Annotated in this window: 19 protein-coding genes; 11 read left to right on the forward strand and 8 right to left on the reverse strand. The window is 67.7% G+C overall.

Annotation, left to right across the window (positions count from 1 at the left end; all coding sequences use genetic code 11):
- Nucleotides 1-60: 60 nt before the first annotated feature.
- The 3 genes from NGM07_RS01845 to purL all read left to right on the forward strand — a co-directional run bounded on the left by NGM07_RS01845 (nucleotide 61) and on the right by purL (nucleotide 4110).
- Nucleotides 61-747 (forward strand): hypothetical protein, encoded by a 687-nt coding sequence (locus NGM07_RS01845; protein ID WP_253515972.1) that lies wholly within the window; start codon nucleotides 61-63, stop codon nucleotides 745-747.
- 422 nt (nucleotides 748-1169) lie between these two features.
- On the forward strand, nucleotides 1170-1805 hold the full coding sequence (locus NGM07_RS01850; RefSeq protein ID WP_253515976.1) for a GTPase: 636 nt from the start codon (nucleotides 1170-1172) through the stop codon (nucleotides 1803-1805).
- Between the two features lie 151 nt (nucleotides 1806-1956).
- Nucleotides 1957-4110, forward strand: coding sequence for a phosphoribosylformylglycinamidine synthase subunit PurL (gene purL, locus NGM07_RS01855; RefSeq protein WP_253515978.1), 2154 nt, complete (start codon nucleotides 1957-1959; stop codon nucleotides 4108-4110).
- A 336-nt stretch (nucleotides 4111-4446) separates the two neighbouring features.
- Here purL and NGM07_RS01860 read toward each other — a convergent pair whose 3' ends face one another.
- Entirely contained in the window at nucleotides 4447-4635 is a 189-nt protein-coding gene (locus tag NGM07_RS01860; protein ID WP_253515980.1) for a DUF7550 family protein, read from the reverse strand.
- Between the two features lie 136 nt (nucleotides 4636-4771).
- On the opposite strand from NGM07_RS01860, the gene NGM07_RS01865 reads away from it, so the two are divergent.
- Complete coding sequence (locus NGM07_RS01865) at nucleotides 4772-6490, forward strand: glycoside hydrolase family 13 protein (RefSeq protein WP_253515981.1); 1719 nt, start codon at nucleotides 4772-4774, stop codon at nucleotides 6488-6490.
- A gap of 39 nt (nucleotides 6491-6529) precedes the next feature.
- On the opposite strand, the gene NGM07_RS01870 is transcribed toward NGM07_RS01865, so the two are convergent.
- On the reverse strand, nucleotides 6530-7927 hold the full coding sequence (locus NGM07_RS01870; RefSeq protein WP_253515992.1) for a PQQ-dependent sugar dehydrogenase: 1398 nt from the start codon (nucleotides 7925-7927) through the stop codon (nucleotides 6530-6532).
- 365 nt (nucleotides 7928-8292) lie between these two features.
- Here NGM07_RS01870 and hisF point away from each other — a divergent pair, with 365 nt between their 5' ends.
- Nucleotides 8293-9108, forward strand: coding sequence for an imidazole glycerol phosphate synthase subunit HisF (gene hisF, locus NGM07_RS01875; RefSeq protein ID WP_253515994.1), 816 nt, complete (start codon nucleotides 8293-8295; stop codon nucleotides 9106-9108).
- Nucleotides 9109-9419: 311 nt separating this feature from the next.
- Here hisF and NGM07_RS01880 read toward each other — a convergent pair whose 3' ends face one another.
- Nucleotides 9420-10175, reverse strand: a complete 756-nt coding sequence (locus NGM07_RS01880; protein WP_253516009.1) for a hypothetical protein — start codon at nucleotides 10173-10175, stop codon at nucleotides 9420-9422.
- Between the two features lie 357 nt (nucleotides 10176-10532).
- On the opposite strand from NGM07_RS01880, the gene NGM07_RS01885 reads away from it, so the two are divergent.
- Nucleotides 10533-11330 (forward strand): SDR family oxidoreductase, encoded by a 798-nt coding sequence (locus NGM07_RS01885; protein ID WP_253516011.1) that lies wholly within the window; start codon nucleotides 10533-10535, stop codon nucleotides 11328-11330.
- A gap of 141 nt (nucleotides 11331-11471) precedes the next feature.
- Here NGM07_RS01885 and NGM07_RS01890 read toward each other — a convergent pair whose 3' ends face one another.
- Nucleotides 11472-11756, reverse strand: a complete 285-nt coding sequence (locus NGM07_RS01890; protein WP_253516014.1) for a DNA-directed RNA polymerase subunit L — start codon at nucleotides 11754-11756, stop codon at nucleotides 11472-11474.
- Between the two features lie 232 nt (nucleotides 11757-11988).
- On the opposite strand from NGM07_RS01890, the gene NGM07_RS01895 reads away from it, so the two are divergent.
- The 3 genes from NGM07_RS01895 (at nucleotide 11989) to NGM07_RS01905 (ending at nucleotide 14564) form a co-directional block, all read left to right on the forward strand.
- A complete protein-coding gene (locus NGM07_RS01895) occupies nucleotides 11989-12219 on the forward strand; it encodes a hypothetical protein (protein ID WP_253516026.1) in 231 nt (76 codons plus the stop codon).
- 180 nt (nucleotides 12220-12399) lie between these two features.
- Complete coding sequence (locus NGM07_RS01900; RefSeq protein ID WP_253516039.1) at nucleotides 12400-14271, forward strand: rhomboid-like intramembrane serine protease; 1872 nt, start codon at nucleotides 12400-12402, stop codon at nucleotides 14269-14271.
- A 146-nt stretch (nucleotides 14272-14417) separates the two neighbouring features.
- Entirely contained in the window at nucleotides 14418-14564 is a 147-nt protein-coding gene (locus NGM07_RS01905; RefSeq protein WP_253516042.1) for a hypothetical protein, read from the forward strand.
- Here NGM07_RS01905 and NGM07_RS01910 read toward each other — a convergent pair.
- The 3 genes from NGM07_RS01910 to NGM07_RS01920 all read right to left on the reverse strand — a co-directional run bounded on the left by NGM07_RS01910 (nucleotide 14561) and on the right by NGM07_RS01920 (nucleotide 15891).
- Nucleotides 14561-14704: a hypothetical protein gene (locus NGM07_RS01910; protein WP_253516045.1), complete on the reverse strand. Its 144-nt coding sequence runs from the start codon at nucleotides 14702-14704 to the stop codon at nucleotides 14561-14563. The genes NGM07_RS01905 and NGM07_RS01910 overlap by 4 nt on opposite strands.
- Nucleotides 14705-14735: 31 nt before the next feature.
- Nucleotides 14736-15413, reverse strand: a complete 678-nt coding sequence (locus NGM07_RS01915) for an METTL5 family protein (protein ID WP_253516056.1) — start codon at nucleotides 15411-15413, stop codon at nucleotides 14736-14738.
- A 76-nt stretch (nucleotides 15414-15489) separates the two neighbouring features.
- A complete protein-coding gene (locus tag NGM07_RS01920) occupies nucleotides 15490-15891 on the reverse strand; it encodes a DUF7961 family protein (RefSeq protein ID WP_253516058.1) in 402 nt (133 codons plus the stop codon).
- A 143-nt stretch (nucleotides 15892-16034) separates the two neighbouring features.
- Here NGM07_RS01920 and NGM07_RS01925 point away from each other — a divergent pair, with 143 nt between their 5' ends.
- Entirely contained in the window at nucleotides 16035-16229 is a 195-nt protein-coding gene (locus NGM07_RS01925) for a hypothetical protein (protein WP_253516060.1), read from the forward strand.
- 109 nt (nucleotides 16230-16338) lie between these two features.
- On the forward strand, nucleotides 16339-17193 hold the full coding sequence (locus NGM07_RS01930) for a hypothetical protein (RefSeq protein ID WP_253516062.1): 855 nt from the start codon (nucleotides 16339-16341) through the stop codon (nucleotides 17191-17193).
- Between the two features lie 24 nt (nucleotides 17194-17217).
- Here the strand turns inward: NGM07_RS01930 and NGM07_RS01935 are convergent, their stop codons facing one another.
- Nucleotides 17218-18399, reverse strand: coding sequence for a PQQ-binding-like beta-propeller repeat protein (locus tag NGM07_RS01935; RefSeq protein ID WP_253516064.1), 1182 nt, complete (start codon nucleotides 18397-18399; stop codon nucleotides 17218-17220).
- Nucleotides 18400-18515: the final 116 nt, after the last annotated feature.

The raw sequence follows: 18515 nt of genomic DNA on the forward strand, positions 1-18515 counted from the left end.
CGGAGCGATAACTATCAACCTGAAGAAAATATTTCAACTATTTGCTCGTAGTGATTCCGCATGTCCAGTACGCAGGTGACGTTCGAGTTCGAGGAGATGGAAGCCGAGCGGCGATTTCTCCGGCGGTACATGGTTCCCGCCTGGGACCGCTTCGAGGAGATGGACGCCTTCGAATCGGGATGGTTCTGGCGACACGGCCGGGTTCACCGCCACGGAATCGACGGACTCGAAGAGGGAAAGATAATCTTCGTCATCAACGGGACGCCGGGCGCCGTCATCGAACGGGAACGCGACCGCTGGGAAGCCCAAAAAGCGGAGGGGGAACTCGCCGGTTGGTCCACCAGGACGTTCCGTCCCGAGTACGAGGACAGTCTCGACAAACTCCGGCAGAACTTCGGCGAGGTCGGAGGGCGTCGAAACTACAGACTCCGTACCCTGGCGCCGCGCTTCACGCTGGAAATGCTCCGGGAGTTCGAAGACCCGCTCCCCGCAGTCGGGGAAGCGACCGACGATAACCCGCTCCCGGTCAACTTCTGGGTGCTCTTCCACTACCTGATGAAACAGAGCGGCTACGACTGGTACGACGAAATCGACGCCGCCACCAAAGCGATCGAGAACCGACTTCGTTCGCTCGCGGAGTTCAGGGGCGAAGCGGAAGCCCGACGGCAACTGCGGGAAACCATCGAAGAACTCGAAGCCTTCTCCGAGGAACTCGATACGCCGTCGGGCAAGCGGGAGTCCCGTTGAGTCGTCTCCCCGTCGGTGTCGAACGCTTCCGCTCGCGTTTCCATCGGGCGTTCGCGTTCCAACCACCTGCGGCCGGCCGGCGACTCCCTCGCACCGACCGGGTCGCCGGTCAGTTCCGCCGAAAGGTCCTTCCGAATTTTCACGACGCTCCGCGGCGAGAACCGAGCGCAAACGGACACTGCCTGGCGATTTCGCGTCACTTTCTCCGGCGAACTACCGGCGCCGGAATCGCCGCGATTTTAGAATCCCACCCTCGAATTCTGTATAGCTCTAAATGGTTTATGTGGCGCGCCCGGGGCACTCGAAAGTGACTCTCAAGATACATCTCCGGCCAATGCCATATCCGAGATTCCCGAAAATCGCCCGCTTCGTTTCGGCCGGCGGCGAGACGGTTTATCTGCCCGGAGCGCGAACCCCGTGCCATGAAGGTCGCCGTCGGTGGACCGCCGAACTCCGGGAAGAGCACGTTCACCGCAGCCCTCGTCGAGGAGATCCGCGAACGCCGGCGCGACAGCACCGTCGACCTCTCCTTTACCTGGGAGACGCTCGACGTGACCGACAACTCGCTCGCGTACCTCCTCAACGAGCGCGAGCGTCCAGAGCGCAAACACGAGGAGATAGAGTGGAGCGACCAGACCGCCCGGACCAAGCGAGCCACCTTCGAGGGTTGCGACGAACAGCTGGTCGTCGCGGACACCCCCGGCAAACTCACCGAGGAACTGGACATCGTGCTCGAACCCGCCGACGAGATGATACTCCTCGTGAGCGCCGAAGGGGCCGAGGAGGCCGAGGCGTGGCGCCGGCAGGCCGAGTCACACGGCATCGACGTCCGGTGGTTCCTGACCACAGTGCTGGACGAAGAAGCCGACCTCGGATGGCGAGACGACGAGGAGGAAAGCGAGGAAGGCGGCGAGCAGGCCAGAGATGGCGTGATTCGGAGCGTCGAGCGCCCGGCGTTCGAGGAGCGCGGAATCGACGCCTACGACCCGGAGTCGGCCCGCGCGATTCGCCGAGTCGCGCGGGACCTCGTTGAGCGGGCGACGCGAGTCGAAGCGTGAGCGCGGACGGCGACTGCGGTCGACGGGTGTGAAACCCTGTACCGTTTTTTCGTGCGGTCAGGCGACTGTCTCCCGGCGCGCGGTCGCCGAGAGTGCACACGTTCGTGCACATGGAAAGGCATTAATCCGGCGTGTCTGTACAGAAGAGTGAATGAGTCTCTCCGAGCCAGACCGCGAACTGGTCGTCGCCGAACTCGACCGGGAGCCGACCCCGGCGGAGGCGGCCCTCTTCGAGAACCTCTGGAGCGAACACTGCGCGTACCGCTCGTCCCGACCGCTGCTCTCGGCGTTCGACTCCGAGGGCGAGCAGGTCGTCGTCGGACCGGGCGACGACGCCGCCGTGGTGGCCGTTCCGTCCCACGGCGGCGCCGACGAGGAGACGTACATCACGATGGGCATCGAGAGCCACAACCACCCCTCGTTCGTCGACCCCTACGACGGCGCGGCGACCGGCGTCGGCGGTATCGTCCGCGACACGCTCTCGATGGGCGCCTACCCCATCGCGCTGGCCGACTCGCTGTACTTCGGCGACTTCGATCGCGAGCACTCGCGCTACCTGCTGGAGGGCGTCGTTGAGGGCATCTCGGACTACGGCAACTCCATCGGCGTCCCGACCGTGACGGGGAGCACCGAGTTCCACCCCGACTACGAGGGCAACCCGCTGGTCAACGTCGCCTGCGTCGGCCTACTGTCGGCCGACCGCCTCGTGACCGCCGACGCGAAGGAACCCGGCAACAAACTGGTGCTCGTGGGCAACGCGACCGGCCGCGACGGACTGGGCGGTGCGAGCTTCGCCAGCGAGGACCTCGGCGAGGACGCCGAAACCGAGGACCGCCCGGCGGTCCAGGTCGGCGACCCTTACACCGAGAAACTCCTGATAGAAGCCAACGAGGCGCTGCTCGACGAGGACCTCGTGGAGGCGGCCCGCGACCTCGGGGCGGCCGGCCTGGGCGGCGCGTCCTCCGAGATGGTTTCGAAGGGCGGACTCGGCGCGGAGATTCGCCTCGAGGAGGTCCACCAGCGCGAACCGAACATGAATGCGCTCGAAATCCTACTCGCGGAGTCCCAGGAGCGGATGTGCTACGAAGTTCGCCCGGAGAACGTCGAGGCGGTCCGCGCCGTCGCCGAGAAGTACGACCTCGGCTGTTCGGTCATCGGCGAGGTCACGGAGGGCAACTACGTCTGCACGTTCGAGGGCGAGACGGTCGTCGACGTCGACGCCCACTTCCTCGGCGAGGGCGCGCCGATGAACGACCTCCCGTCCGAGGACTCCGAACAGCCCGCACGGGACCTGCCCGAGGTCGACCTCCGGGAGGCGTTCGAGGCGGTCGTCGCCAGTCCGAACTGCGCCAGCAAGCGGTGGGTCTACCGCCAGTACGACCACGAGGTCCAGGTCCGGACCGCGGTCGCGCCGGGCGACGACGCGGCGCTACTCGCGCTCCGCGAAGCCGAAACCGGCCTCGCGTTCTCCTCGGGCGCGGTCCCGCGCTGGACGAGCGTCGCCCCCTACGACGGCGCTCGGGCAGTGGCGCTCGAAAACGCAACCAACGTCGCCGCGAAGGGCGCGATGCCGCTTGCCGCGGTCGACTGCCTCAACGGCGGCAACCCCGAGAAGCCCGACGTCTACGGCGGTTTCCAAGCCATAATCTCCGGTCTAGCCGACATGTGCTCGGAGCTGTCGGTGCCGGTCGTCGGCGGCAACGTCTCGCTGTACAACGACTCGCCGTCCGGCCCGATTCCGCCGACGCCCACGCTGGCGATGACTGGCACGAAGGCGGGCTACGACGCTCCGCCCGCGGCGCTCGCGGGCGAGGGGACGCTCCTGCTCGTCGGGGCAGGCGGCGAGTCGACGCTCGGCGGATCGGAGTACCTCGCGCAGTTCGGCGGGAGCGACCGCTTCCCCGACCTCCCTGAGAACGCGAGCGAGGTCGTCGCGGCGCTCGCAGAGTCCGCGAACCTCCTCGGGACGCTCGCGGTCCACGACGTCAGCGACGGCGGCCTGGCCGTGACGCTCGCCGAGATGGTCACCCCGAGCGCCGGCGCGTCGGTCGAACTCGCCGGTGAGGCGGTAGACGCCGCCTCGCCCGCGGAACTGCTGTTCGCGGAGACGCCCGGCCGCGCGGTGGTCGAGACGACCGACCCCGACGCGGTCCGCGAAACCTTCGAGGGCGTCGCGCCGGTCGTCGAACTCGGGTCGGCCGACGATTCCGGAACGCTCTCGCTGTCCGTCGGCGAGGAGTCGCTCTCCGTTGACGCCGACGAAATCGCAGAGCTCCGGGATACGCTTGCCCGGGAACTGGACTGAACTCCGTCGGCAAGTTCGACGATTCGATTACGCGGTTCTGATTTTGGGGACGGCGCGTGCTGGTGCGGCCGGCGGTTTCGGCCGCACCCACACGCGCGAGGGATGAGCGAACGAGCGAAGCGAGTGAGTGAATCGGCTGGGGAGGCGTGTGGCTGTGGCGGGGCGGTTGCGGTTTCTCAGTTGCGTCGTGCGAGTAGCGGTCACCGTCGCAGAGTCAGTCCGAACTGGCCGTGGAGACGAGCCGTGTCACCGTCGCAGAATCGTCCGCTATCAGCCAACACCGATGGAGTCGTAGCGGCGAGAAGATTTCGCGAAAACGAGCGGAGAGAACGACGATTACGCCAGAACGAGCGGGAGAACGAACGCCACCGCCAGTCCCACGGCCAGCACGGCGAAACCGATGCCGACCTGCGAAGTCGAGAAGTCCTGCATCGGTGAGGTCACGCGGTCCATCTCCTGGGCCTCGTGGCCGTGGACGTCGTCGGTGTGGGCGTCTCGTTCCGAGGGGTCTTCTTGGTCGCTCATGCTCGACGATTACGCCGCCCGCCACTTAAACGCACCCAAACGCCCCAATCGTGAATCGCGAATCGACGGGCCACCGTCGCGGGGAAGGTGGCGGTGTTCGTGGGGAATAAACCGGTGGACCACGTTCGTCCGGACGATGGAAGGGCGAGCACCCGCTGGCGCTTCGGAGCGAGGCGAGGAGTGGTGGAAGGAGGCAGTGGTCTATCAGATCTATCCCCGGAGTTTCGCCGACTCCGACGGCGACGGCGTCGGCGACCTGCGCGGCATCGAGTCGAAACTCGACTACCTCGACGAACTCGGCGTCGACGTGGTGTGGCTCAATCCGGTGTACGACTCGCCGCACGCCGACAACGGCTACGACATCCGCGACTACCGGGCCATCGACGACGACTTCGGGACGATGGACGACTGGGAGTCGCTCCTGTCGAGCCTCCACGACCGCGACATCCGCCTTATCATGGACCTCGTGGTCAACCACACCTCCGACGAACACGAGTGGTTCCAGCGCGGTCGCGAGGACCCCGACTCCGAGTACCGCGACTTCTACATCTGGCGGGAGGGCCGCGGCGACGGCCCCGGCGGGAAGGGCGAACCGCCGAACAACTGGGAGTCGGCGTTCGGCGGGTCGGCCTGGACGTACGACGAGCGGGTCGGGAAGTACTACCTCCACCTCTTCGACGAGAAGCAACCCGACCTCAACTGGCGCAACCCTGCGGTCCGCGAGCGCGTCTACAACATGATGGAGTGGTGGCTCGACCGGGGCATCGACGGCTTCCGGATGGACGTCGTCGACCTGCTCTCGAAGGCCGAGGGCCTGCCCGACGGCGACCCCGGTTCCGGATGGGTCGGCTCCGAGCACTTCATGAGCGGGCCGAACATCCACGACTACATCGGCGAGATGCACGAGGAAGTCCTGGAAGGCCGGGACGTGATGACCGTCGGCGAGATGCCCGGCGCGACCTTGGAGGAGGCCAGGCGGTACCTCGGGCCGGACGGCGACGGCCTGAACATGATCTTCCACTTCGAGCACATCGACATCGACGTGAAGGAGGGGTCGTGGCACGCCGTCGACGACTGGTCGCTGACGGAACTCAAGGAGATACTGACGAAGTGGCAGGAGGGCCTGCGCGGCGAGGGGTGGAACAGCGTCTACCTGGGCAACCACGACTGGCCCCGGATGGTCTCGCGGTTCGGCGACGACGGACTATACCGCATCGAGTCGGCGAAGATGCTGGCGACGCTGCTGTTCACCCTCGAAGGCACGCCGTACGTCTACCAGGGGGACGAACTCGGGATGACGAACTACCCCTTCTCCGAGCCCGAGGAGGTCGACGACGTGAGCGCGAGGAACTACCTCGAACGCCGGCGCGAGGCGGGCGACCCCGTCGAGGATATCATGGAGGCCATCGAGTACGGAAGCCGGGACAACGCCCGCACGCCGATGCAGTGGTCCGACGAGGAGAACGCCGGGTTCACCGAGGGTGACCCGTGGCTCCAAATCAATCCCAACTACGAGACTGTCAACGCCGCGGACGCCCGGTCGCGCGAGGACTCCGTCTGGCACTACTACCGCGACCTCGTCGAGTTCCGCGACGACACCCCGGCCGCGGTGTACGGCGAATACGACCTGCTGTTGCCCGACGACCCCGACATCTACGCCTACACCCGAACGCTCGGCGATAGCCGACTGCTGGTCGTGTTGAACTTCTTCGACGGGACGCCGACGTTCTCGCTCCCGCCCGAGGTGACCTACGACGAGGCCGTATATCGCCTGGGCAACTACCCCGTCGCGGGCGACGACCCCGGGTCGTTCGAACTGCGGCCTTACGAGGCGCGGGTGTACGAACTCGCGTAGCCGAGCGCGATTTCGGCGGAAACCGGAGACTCCGTTCCGTCACTCGGCGGAGACGACGCGGTGGAGTCCGCCGCCGTCGTCGCCGGTCCCGAGGACGTACACCTCGCCGGCGGCATCCCGGCCGAACGAGAGCACGCGCTGAATCTTCCCGGCGTCGTCGCCGGCGACTTCGAGGACGCGCGTCGGCCACTGGCCGCCGTCCGTGTCACCTCCGCCCGCTCCGTTCTGTCTGCCCGTGGGCCGCGTCGCGGCGAACAATCGCCCGGAGGCGGCGTAGTCGGCGAACAGGTACGTCCCCCGCAGTCCGGGAACGCTCGACCCGCGATAGACGTAGCCGCCGATGACCGAGACGCCGCTGATGGCGGCGTCGGAGTGGGGATACTCGATTATCGGGTCGACCAGCGGTTCGCCGCCCCGGACGTCCTGCGGGGTCCGGTCCGGGCAGTCGTTCGCCCCGTAGCAGTGGGTTCCCTCCTTGACGTTCCAGCCGTAGTTGCCGCCCTTCTCGACCAGGCTGACCTCCTCGTAGGCGCTCTGGCCCACGTCGGCGACGAAGAAGTCCCCGCGGTCGAACGAGAACCGCCACGGGTTGCGGAACCCCCACGCGTAGTGTTCGGGCAGGCCCTCGGAGCCGACCAGCGGATTGTCGTCCGGAATCGCGTAGGGCTTGCCGTCTTCCCGGTTGTTAACGTCGATTCGCAGGATGCTCCCCAGCAGATTCTCTGTCACGTCCTGGCCGTTGCCCCCCGAGACGGCGTCGTACCAGTCGTCGACGTGGCCGGTACCCTGGTCGCCCCCGCTACCGCCGTCGCCGACGCCGAGGTAGAGGTAGCCGTCGGGGCCGAACGCGAGCGACCCGGCGTTGTGGTTGGCCTGAGGTTCGGGAATCTCCAGGATCGCCCGCTCGAAGTCGGGCTTGGCCCGCCTGCCGTTCGCGGTCGCCTCGAACTCCGAGAGGACGAACGTGTGGCTGTAGTCGTCGGGCGTCCCCGAACGCGGAGGCGCGCTGTACCGGACGAACACCCGGCGATTCCGCGCGAAGTTCGGATGGAGCGCGATGCCCAGCAACCCCGTCTCGCTCCCGACGGTGACCGACTCGCGCAGGTCGAGGAACGGTCGGTCGCGGAGGCCGCCCGACTCGTGGACGAAGACTCGACCCTGCTGGTCGGCGACGTACCGCCGGTCGGCGTCTGGGGCGAACTCGACGTCCAGCGGCGCGTCGAACCCGGTCGCCAGCGTCTCCAGGCCGACCGAGTCGGGGACAGATGCCCCCGACTCGGTCGTTTCGCCGGCGTCGGTCGTCGTTTCGGTCCCGGCGGTCGTCCCGGTCGTCGTTCCCTGCCGAGGTTCGTTCGACCCCGAACACCCCGCGAGTCCGGTCACCGCGCCGGCGAGCGCCGTCCCGAGGAAGCGTCGCCTGCTGAAAGGAGGTTCCATGGGAGTCGTCTAGGCTCGCCAACGGAAATAACTGCGTGCGGGAATCGGGGGCGCTCAGTGAGACGAACCGCCGGAAGCGGTCGCCGTGACGGAATAGGGGACGCGCTCGGTGAACCAACCGACGGGTGGGACTGAAAGGGGCCGCTCGCTGGCGGGCCGCAGGCCCCTGGTCGCTTCCGACGGGCCACTATTCGGCGCTCGCCGTGGGCGAGCGTCGAATATCCCGCGGAACGACCGCCAGCGAGCGGGGGCTTTCGAGGCGGTCACAGTCACGATACTGTACGAACACGACGACCCGTACTCTCCGAGTCCCTGCCGCAGTCGAAACCGTGAAACCGCGTTCACGCCAATCCACGAACGACTAGATGACCCTCACCAAACGTATCATCCCGTGCATCGACGTCGACGTCGACGACGACGGCGAGGCGGCGGTGTACACGGGCGTCAACTTCGAGGACCTCCAGTACACGGGCGACCCGGTCGAGATGGCCCGCGAGTACAACGAGTCGGGGGCCGACGAGTTCGTCTTCCTCGACATCACCGCGAGCGCGGAGGGCCGCGAGACGATGCTCGATACCGTCTCGGCGGTCGCAGACGAGGTGTTCATCCCGCTGACCGTCGGCGGCGGCATTCGCACCACGGAGGACATCAAAGAGACGCTCCGCGCCGGCGCCGACAAGGTGTCCATCAACTCCGGCGCGATAGCCAACCCCGACCTCATCGACGAGGGCGCGGCCGCGTTCGGCAGCCAGTGCATCGTCATCTCCGTCGACGCAGAGCGCCGCTACGACGAGCGAGGCGAACACTACGCCGAGGTCGACGGCGAGTCGTGCTGGTTCGAGTGCACCGTCAAGGGCGGCCGCGAGGGCACCGGCCTCGACGTGGTCGAGTGGGCGACCGAGGCCGAGGAGCGCGGTGCGGGCGAACTGTTCGTCAACTCCATCGACGCCGACGGGACCAAGGACGGTTACGACATCCCGCTCACGAAGGCGGTCTGCGACGCCGTGAACACCCCGGTGATCGCCTCCTCGGGTTGCGGCGGTCCCGAGGACATGCACGAGGTGTTCGAGGACGCGGGCGCCGACGCCGCGCTCGCGGCCTCCATCTTCCACTACGGCGAGTACACGATTCGAGAGGTCAAGGAGTACCTCGACGAGCAGGGCGTTCCGGTTCGGCTCTAGGGACGTCTGTCGTCGGCGAGTCGTTCCGTGAGGGGCGGTACGTTTGGTTTTGTGGAGAGCGAAGGATGCGGTAAGAGGCGGAGAAATACAGTACGAGGCGCTGAAAATCCCACTGTGGACCGCAACGCGGACCGCCACTCGCACGAATCAAGTGAAACAGCACCGCCGTCGGACCGGCGGTCCGACGGGCCTGCGTTCGCTACGCTCCCGAAGACGCCAGCGCGCACCGTGACCGACGGACGACTGTTCGCCGTCGATTCCTAAAAGAAAGTTATCGTCTTCACTCCCGAAACTGCGGTCGTCGACTCCCCTTACCGCTCGGGCGCGCGGTACGCCGCGGTCGTCGTGGTGTTCCCGGTGCCCGCTTCGCCTTCGGTCGCGGTGCCGGTCGTCTGCTCGTCACCGCCGCCGAGGACCGAACCGATGCCGACGGAGGCGTTCTCGACGCTCACGCTGTCGGCCTGCACCGCGTCGAGGACCACCGAATCGACGGTCATGTTACCCACCGAGATGGTCGGCGACTCTAACTGGCCCGCGTCGGTCGCGTTCCCGCCGGGGGAGATGGACGCCTGGACGTCGTTGACCTCGACGGTGCCGACGCGGCTCTCGTTGACGTACAGCGAGTCGAGGCTCACGTTCGAGAGCGTGGCGTTCTGGACGGTCGCGGTGCCGTCCTCGGGCGTCGCGTTCCCGAGCAGTGCGTCGGCGACCGTCTGGTTACGGATGGTCACGTTCTGAAGCGTGACGTTCCGGAGCGTGGCGTTGACGACGGTCAGGTTCGACGCCGCGGCGGTGCCGAGCGGGTTGGTTCCGCCGGCCTCGCGCTGGAGGACCGTGTTCTCCAGTCGCGCTTGTCCGATCTGGACGCCCTCCAGGTGGAGGCGCTGGATTGTCAGGTTCTGTAGCTGAACCGCGGTGTCGTTGCCGCCGTCCTGCATCGCGGCCGCCGCGGGTGCGTCTGCGCCGGTCGCGGCGTGCGTACTCGGTCCGGTTTCGGCCGCCGCCAGCGCCGAGGAGACGCCGGCGAGCAGTACGAGCGTCGCTACGGCTATTGCGCGTGTTCTCATGCGTAATCCGAGTTTCCCGCCCGCGCGAATAAACCGAAGCGACCGTTTCGTTTTTCCGTGAGTCGTTGGCCGCGGTTAGTCTCGGCTTATCTCCGCGGCTCGAACGCTTCTCACCGGGTGTGAGACGCCGGACGCCGGCAGTAACGAGGCATACGTCTGAGAGTCCGCCGAGGGTGTCAATCGGTGACGTGACGGCGGCGCGGTCGCCGTCCTCGGCCGCCCTCGATTGAGGATGACCTCGGACGATAAACCGTAGGGCGCTTTAGGGAGGGTGGTTCGACGGAGCGTCGGAGAAGAGGGGCGGCGGGACCGGCACGGAATCCCAAACTATACGCTTCCTATCGCTGAGGTCACATCATGGATTTGAAACTCGACGGGAAGCGGGCGTACGTCGTGGCCGCCAGCGGGGGTCTCGGCCGGGCGGTGGCCGAAGCGTTCGTTCGGGAGGGCGCTTCCGTCGTCATCTCGTCCCGGAGCGCCGAACGACTGGAGACTGCGACCGAGTCCATCCGAGCGGCGACCGGGTGCGAGACGGACACCGTCGATTCGGTCGTCTGCGACCTGAGCGACGGAACGTCGGTACGGGACGCGACCGAGGCGGCCGTCGACCGCCTCGGGGGCCTCGACGCTCTGGTGACGAACCACGGCGGCCCCGAGACGACGCCGTTTTCGGGCCTCTCGATCGACGACTTCGACGAGGGGTACCGCGGCATCCTCCGGAGTACCGTCCTCACGTGCAAGACGGCGCTCCCCGCGCTCCGGGAGGGAGGCGGCGCGATAACGAACTTGGTCGCGGCGTCAGCGCTGGAGCCGTCGGCCCGCGGCGCGCTCGGGAACGTCTTCCGTCCCGGGATATACGGACTCTCGAAGGTGCTCGCCGAGGAGTTCGGCGCCGACGGGGTTCGCGTCAACTGCGTCTCCCCGCGGGGAGTGACCACCGACCGCATCGACCACAAAATCGAGCAACTCGCCGAGCGGGAGGGAATCAGCCGGGAGGAAGCCGAGCAGCGCCGGACGGACGAACTTCCCCTCGACGACCTGGGAACGCCGGAGTCGTTCGCGCGCGCCGCGACCTACCTCTCGTCGCCGGCCGCCGATTACATCACGGGCGCCGTGCTGCCGGTCGACGGCGGGTGGCACCGGCGCGGATTCTGACCGGCGGGGATTTCTAACCCGCAGTTCCGACACTGTGCGGTAACTTCGAGAACGATTCGAGAACGAGGAGATGCCGGCAGGAGTAGATTTAGATGGCGGTTCGTTCGTGCGACGCTCGCGCGATTCGGTCCGGTCCGGTCGTCAGGCCGCGTTCTGGTAGGCGTCGTGGAACGCCGCCGTCTTGTCGTCGATGTCGCGGGCGGCGGCCTCCAGCGCGTCGAGGGGGTCGGTGCCGTCCTCGGTCTTGATGGTGAGGATGGGTTCGGTCTGGCCGCCGGACTGCTCGGGGTTCACGTCGTAGGTCGCGGCCGCGACGCCCTCGCGTTCGAGGAGCGCCCCCTTCAGCACGTTCATGAAGGTGTGGTCCTCGCCGCCGATTTCGATGGAGAGTTCGTCGTCCTCCTTCTCGATGACCCGTAGTTCCATACCTCCTCGTTCTGGCTTTGCGGGTTTCAAGGTTGCGGAAGCGGGATTCGAGCGACCCGGAGGGCCAGGATTCGCCCGGCCGGCAGGAAGCCTGTACTGTCGGCTGTCGTTCCGTTGCGCACGCCGGTCCTCGAAACCGTCGACGTAGTCCGGAAACCGTGTGGTACAATCGGTCGAATCACCACAGCGCTACGGCCCACAGCATAAGTGCCCGAGCGTCGACCGTCGGAGTATGGAGGACGGAGAGAACGAACCGGTCGAGGTACCTCGGCAAGTGTACTGCGAACTCAAGACGATGCGCCAGATGGGGACTCACGAACCGCTGTCGGACGAAGTGCTCGACGGACTGGAAACCTACAACTTCCGGGCGGCCCGCGAGTGGGTGCTCGACAATCCCGAGGCGTACGTGCGGACGGTCTATGACGGGATGGTGGACGCGACGTCGTCCGAGAGCGAATCCTGAATCCTCGGAGACGCGTCGGCTCGAATCGCTCGCGGTTGGCGGGCGTGCGGCGCGGGGTCACTCGCGGTCGTTCGGGCGGCGGCGTCGAGGGAGGCTCGTTCGAGCACTGCGAACGCCGCCCCGTCCGAGCCCGGCCGACTCCAACCACCCATTTATACGGCCTCCGTCTTATTCACGGACATGGGTCAGTTGCTTCCGTGGCTTCCCGCGCCGGAGCAGGTCGCCATCCCCCTCGTCTTCCTGCTGTCGTTGGCGGCGGTGTGGTGGCTCGACCGGCCCCGCGGTCGCTGGGGGCGGACGCTCCGGTCGCAATTCCTGTTCGGCCTGCCGTGGGGGACGCTGGTTTCGGTGCTCGGCGTCCTCGCGGTGTACCTGTTCGTCCAGGGCGGTTTCGCTCGCTGGCAGCACCCGCTCACGCTCCCGTTCTCGTCGTGGTCGTACCTCTACCCGACTGGGTGGCTCCTCGCGCCGTTCTCGCACACCGGCCCCGGACATCTCATCGGTAACCTCACCACCACGCTCACCGTCGCGCCGCTGGCGGAGTACTTCTTCGGCCACTTCCCGCACGCCCGCGGTCGGCGGAGCTTCGAATCGTGGCGCACGAACCCCTACGTACGGGCGTTCGTCCTGTTTCCGCTCGGGGTGTTCCTCGTCGGCCTGGCGACCAGCGTGTTCGCGTGGGGTCCCATCATCGGCTTCTCGGGCGTCGCGTTCGCGTTCGCGGGATTCGCGCTGGTGCGTTACCCCCTCGGAACCGTCGTCGCGCTCTCGGTGCAGGAACTCGTCAGGACCGTCTACCAAGCGTTCCTCGACCCCGTGACGCCGGGGGCCGCCCGGCAGGTGTTCCAGACCCCGTGGTGGTACGGCATCGCCATCCAGGGCCACGCCCTCGGCCTCTTCCTCGGCGTCCTGCTCGGCGTCCTCGTCCTCTACCGGCGCGACGAGACTCCCTCGGCGCTCCGACTGTGGACCGGCGCGACGGTCCTCGGAATCTCGATGACGCTGTGGGCGCTCTGGTGGTACCGCGGCGGAAACTCCTACGTCCTCTATCGGGGACTCGGCGTCGTCTTCGTCGTCGCGGTGGCGTTGCTCTTCACGGTCGCCGCGGTCGCCGGCGACCGACCGCTGCCGGCGTGGCCGTCGCGCCGCCGCGCGCTCCTCGGTTTCGACGCGCTACTCGTCCTCGGATGGGTGGCGTGGGGCGTGTTCGGGTCGAGTCCCGCCGGACTCCGGACGCTCTCGCTCGAGGTCGCCGGACTCCGGATAGGCGCCGTCAGCGCGCTGTTCGGGGTCGCGGTGGTCGCCGTCTCGACCGGCGCGGCGCTGAGTTCCGAGCGGCCGCTGTTGCCCCGGTCGGTCACCAGAAAGCAGGCGGCGTTCGTCTGCCTCCTGATCCCGCTGGCGGCCATGGTGGGCGTCGCGGGCGTGGTCAACGCCACGCAGGTCACCGACGACGCGGGCGTTCCCGGCGACGGTCCGGCGGTTTCGGTCGGCGACTACTCGGTCACCTACGCCGAGAGCGTCCCGAACGAGAAGGTGTCGGTGATCGACGTCTCGCTGTTCGGCGAGACGACGAACGTCGAGACGAGCGGCGTCATCGTGGTGAACCCCGACCGCGAGATCTGGGCGGTCCCCGTCTCGAAGGGGAGACTCGCGTTCCGGGGCCGGGCGGGCGTCCAGGTCGGCGGCGTCGGCTGGTCTGAGGTCGTCCGGGTCAGGCGCGCCGGGTGGTCGACGGTCCACGGCGGCACCGCCTACCAGGTGTGGCTCCGCGGCTCCGACGACCGCACGTGGACCCACGCGTTCGCCTCGAACCCCGCGACGGCCGGGGCGACCCTGGCGAACCGGAAGGTGTCGGTCGTCCCCCAGGGCGGGGCGTTCCTCCTGCGTGTCACGCGGAACAACTCCACGCTGGCGACCGTCCCGCTCCCGAAGAAGGGCGCGAACGCGACGGCCGCCGGCCTCCGCTTCGAGCGGCGGGGCGGGCGACTGTTCGCCGAGACGAACGGGACCAGAATCCGCATCGCCGCGACCGAACGCTCCGGAACGTGACCTCGCTGGCGATACGTAATCTTCCGGGCGATTCCGGCGCTTCGACGCGGGAGGCCGTAACGGTGATTTCGCTCCGCGTCGTCGGGCCGACGTGACAGTTCCGGGGTGGGCGATTCGATGAACGACGCTCGGGGGTGGACGGTTCGATGAACGACCAGGGTGGAAAGACCGGCGGAATGGGGACCGCGATTCGACGGCTGGAGGGCGTCGCGCGCCCACTCGCCGGCGCGCTCGGACTCGGCGTGTTGATAGTCTCGCTGGTCCGTCGCCTGGAGGGGCGCGGAAACGGTTAGACGACGCCGCCGAGGGTGACCAGCGTCCCGACCAGCGCGAGCCCGAATCCGATTTCGCCGTAGAAAGCCACCGCGAAACCACCCAACAGCGTCAGTTGTAGCCCGACGGCGATTATCCGAATTCTCGACTCCAGTTTCATAGCGTTCGAGTCTCACCGTTTCGATAAAAAGTCACCGCCACCGAATCCGGAACACCTCGGCGTCGAGCACCTCGCGCTCGCTGGTCTGGTGGTCGTACTGTCTGGGGAGGACCAGTTCCGCGCGGAAGGCGTGGGTGACCTCGCCGCCCTCGTCCGCGGCGAACGCCTCGACGAACTCCCGACTGCCCGCGTTGTGGACCGAGTAGGAGACGCCCGCCACCGCGGCGGCCGTCTCCAGGAACGCGCGGTCGGCGTGGACGTTGTCTCGCTGTGCGCCGAAGGGCGGGTTCATCAGGACCGTGACGGCCGAGTCCCGGTCAGCGCGGGCCGACGCCGACGCGGCCGCGTCGGCGTCGGCCCGCGCTCGACCCAGGCAGAGCGGGTGGCGGGTCGCGTCGGCGAGGAGCCACTCGACCCCGACCGCGGGGCCGACGCGACCGTGGTTCTCGCGGGCCTGCGCGAGCGCCGCGGGGTCGCGGTCGAGTCCGAATACGCGCTCGGGGCCGCGCGTCGCGGCCCCGAGCGCGAGCATCCCGGTGCCGGTTCCGAGATCGAAGACCGTCCGGCCGCCGAGGTCGCCCTGCACGTCGGCGAGGTGGACGAGGTGGGCCGCGAGGTCGGCGGGGGTCGGGTACTGTTCGAGTTCCAGTTTCGGGTCGGCGAACCCTTCGACGGCCGACAGGCGGCGCTCCAGCGCGGCCTTGCTCATGGCGGGAGAGAAGCGGTCGAGAGGATAGAGACTTCGGATTCGCGGTCGGGAAGACGGGACGCCGAGCGGACCTCGCTCAGGCGTCGAGCGAGAGCGGACCGTCGACGTCGAACGCGACGCCCTCGCGGCGGGCGCGTTCCGCGACCGCCGCGAGGGCGGGTCGGACCTTGCCTTCGTCGGAGACGCCGTCGAACTCGACGGTGACGGTGCCCGCGCCGAGGTACTTCGCGGCCCGGACGTACTCGCGCACGCGGTCGGCCTCCTCCTGGGTCGCGAACGAGCAGTCCTCGTCGAAGCAGGCCGAGACGACGATGCGGGCGGGCACGAGGTCGTCGGCGTCGAGTTGGCGCTTCAGTTCGGCGAGGTCGGGTCGGGCGGTCGAGGGAATCGTCTCGGCGTCGAGGCTCACCGGGGTGGCGTCTTCGACGTGACAGCCTTCGATAGCGGTTCGGACGTCGGCGGAACGGGTGGCGCTCATCGTTACCAGTACATACAAAACGGTAATACAAAAACCTTTGTGAATGCGCAATAGTAATACGCCGGGGTCGGAGGCGAGGGCGACGGGTCGATTCGAGGTCGGTCCGAGGCACGTTTATCTACGGACGCGTTGTGTGGTAACTCATGGCAACATGGGGGCGCGACGCCTGGCTCACGCTCGCCACGACGGTCACGCTACTCGTCGGCGTCGGTCTGGTCGTGTTCGGCAACGCGACGCTGACCGTCCTCGGCATCCTCCTGATAATCGGGAGCGCCATCGTCTTCCTCGTCGACGTGAAGGACCTGCTCGTCAAGACCGACGAGAAGGCCAGAAAGTGAGGACGGCGGCGTCGGTCGCGTTCCGGAGTCCGTCGAGCGAGCGTCTCTCCCCGATGTCGGCCGGGAGACGCTGAGGTGGATTTTTGCCGGTACGGCGATGACTACCGGTATGTACGAGTCGGTGCCGGCGGCATTCGGGGGTGACCGCGAGCGCGTCGTCTGGGCCGACGACGGGGACGAGTTCGCGACGTTGACGCCTTCCGACCGGTCCGGAACGCTCCCGGAAGCGACGTTCGCGTTTCGCCTCGCCAACGACCGGGGGACACGACTATGGACGAACGCGTACGGATGGAAACTCCTAAAGCGAGTCGACGGGGCGTGGTACCTCGTCGCGCCGACGTTCACGCCGCTCGTAGGGCTGAGCGTCGCATCCGGTAGTTTCCGTGACTGGTGGCTGACCCTCGAACGCGAGCCGATTCAGACGGGCGAGCGCACCCGCTCGACCTATCGACAGGAGAGCGTCGACGGCCGGCCCGTCGACCGGCTTCGCGTCGGACCCGTCGGCGGTGGAACGTACGCCTTCGGCGTTCCGGGCGGTTTCGAGGGTGACGGAAACGAGGGATCCGAAATCGACGCAATTCACGCCGCAGAGTTCGAACTGGCGGGCGACCCGCTCGTCGTCACTCCGACCGACGACGTCGCCAGCGTCGAGGACCGCGGCACGGAGGTCGTCGTCCGTCTCGCCGACGACGCGGAGTTCCTCGATGCCGACTTCCCACGGGCGACCTACGAGGTGACGAAGGTGAGTCCGGACGAAGCGACCAGAAAACCAACTCGGAAGATTCCGGAGCAACTCGCACACACCCCCGAACTGTGGAACGCCGTCGCGAACTTCGAACCCGGCGTCGAGCGGGTCCGCATCCTGACGCGGAACGCCACGGAACCGCCGTTCGGGATGGCGACGTCGACGTACTTCGCGTTCGACGGCGAGACGTACAGAATCGAGACGAGAAGGCCGGAGTGAGTCGGAACTCGCCTGTGCGAACGCTCAGGCTTCTTCGAGCGCGTAGGCCTTCGACGACTCGTCGCCGCCGCCCTCGGTTAGCACGAACACCGCGCCGTCGGCTACCGCGAGGCCCTGCTCGGGGCGTCCCTCGACGGGGTGCGACCAGCGCTTGGCACCGGCCCGGAACCGGCCGACGCCGAGGCCGCCGCCGAACTCGTAGGCGATGACCCGGTCGTCGCTCGCGGCGTAGACCGTCTCGCCCGCGGCGGCCGGACCGCACTGGGTCGTCTCGCCGCCGGTCCACCGGCGCTCGCCCGAGTTCGTATTCAGCGAGACGAGGCGGTCGCCCACCGCGAACAGCGTCCCGGCGGTGACCGCGAACGAGTCGGTCGTCCAGACGTCGGCCCTCCAGGCCGTCGCGCCGTTGCGCTCGCCGGAGAGTTCGACCGTCGGTCCGCCGAAGACCGAGACGAACGCGCCGTGGCTGTCCCCGGTGGCGAGCGCCTGGATCTGGCCGTGTAGTCTGCGCCGCCAGTACGCCCTGCCGTCGGTCGAATCGAGGCCGAACACCTCGCCCGCCTCGGTCGCCACGAGGAGTTCGGGGATGCTCCGGGCGAACGCGGTCACGCCGCCGAACACCCGACGCCGCCACCGGGTTTCGCCCGTCGTCGGGTCGAGTCCGTAGACGTACCCCTCGTCGTCACCCGCGAAGAGGGCGGGCCGCCGAGGGTCGACCAGGAGTGCTTGTGCACCAAATCCCTTCGGCGAGAGGGTCCACCGACGCTCGCCGGTCTTCGCGTCGAGCGCGAGAAGTCCCGGAGCGCCCATCCAGGCGACGAAGAGGGTGCCGTCGTGGTGGACCACCGACCGCGGCCACATCGGCGGGTCGCCGCCGTTCTCGCGCCACCGCTCCTCGCCGGTGTTCGCGTCCACCGCCCGGACCGCGCTCGCGGTCGGCAGGAAGGCGAGTCCGTCGGCGACCACGGGTGCGCACGCGGAAGGCGCGGAGATGTCGAGGCTCCAGCGCTCCTGAACGGATTCGCTGGGACCGACGGGCTTCGGGTTGTAACAGGAGCCGAGGTCGTCGAACCGCGGTTGGGGCCACCACTTCGTGTTCGATTCGCCGTCGCCGGCGTAGTTGGGGTCGGACGAGCCGAGACAGCCGACGGTGGCTGCGAGTCCGGCGGCCCCGACGCTCGCGACGAACTGACGTCTGGAGGGCATATCGGCCACTGCTCGCGAGTCGGCCAATAATGTTTCTACTCTTCTCGGGGTGAAGAAATCGGAGAGACGAGAGGGAGAATCGCCGGAGGAGCCACGCTCCGTCCGGACGGTTCGAG

Source organism: Halorussus vallis (assembly GCF_024138165.1).
GTDB lineage: Archaea > Halobacteriota > Halobacteria > Halobacteriales > Haladaptataceae > Halorussus > Halorussus vallis.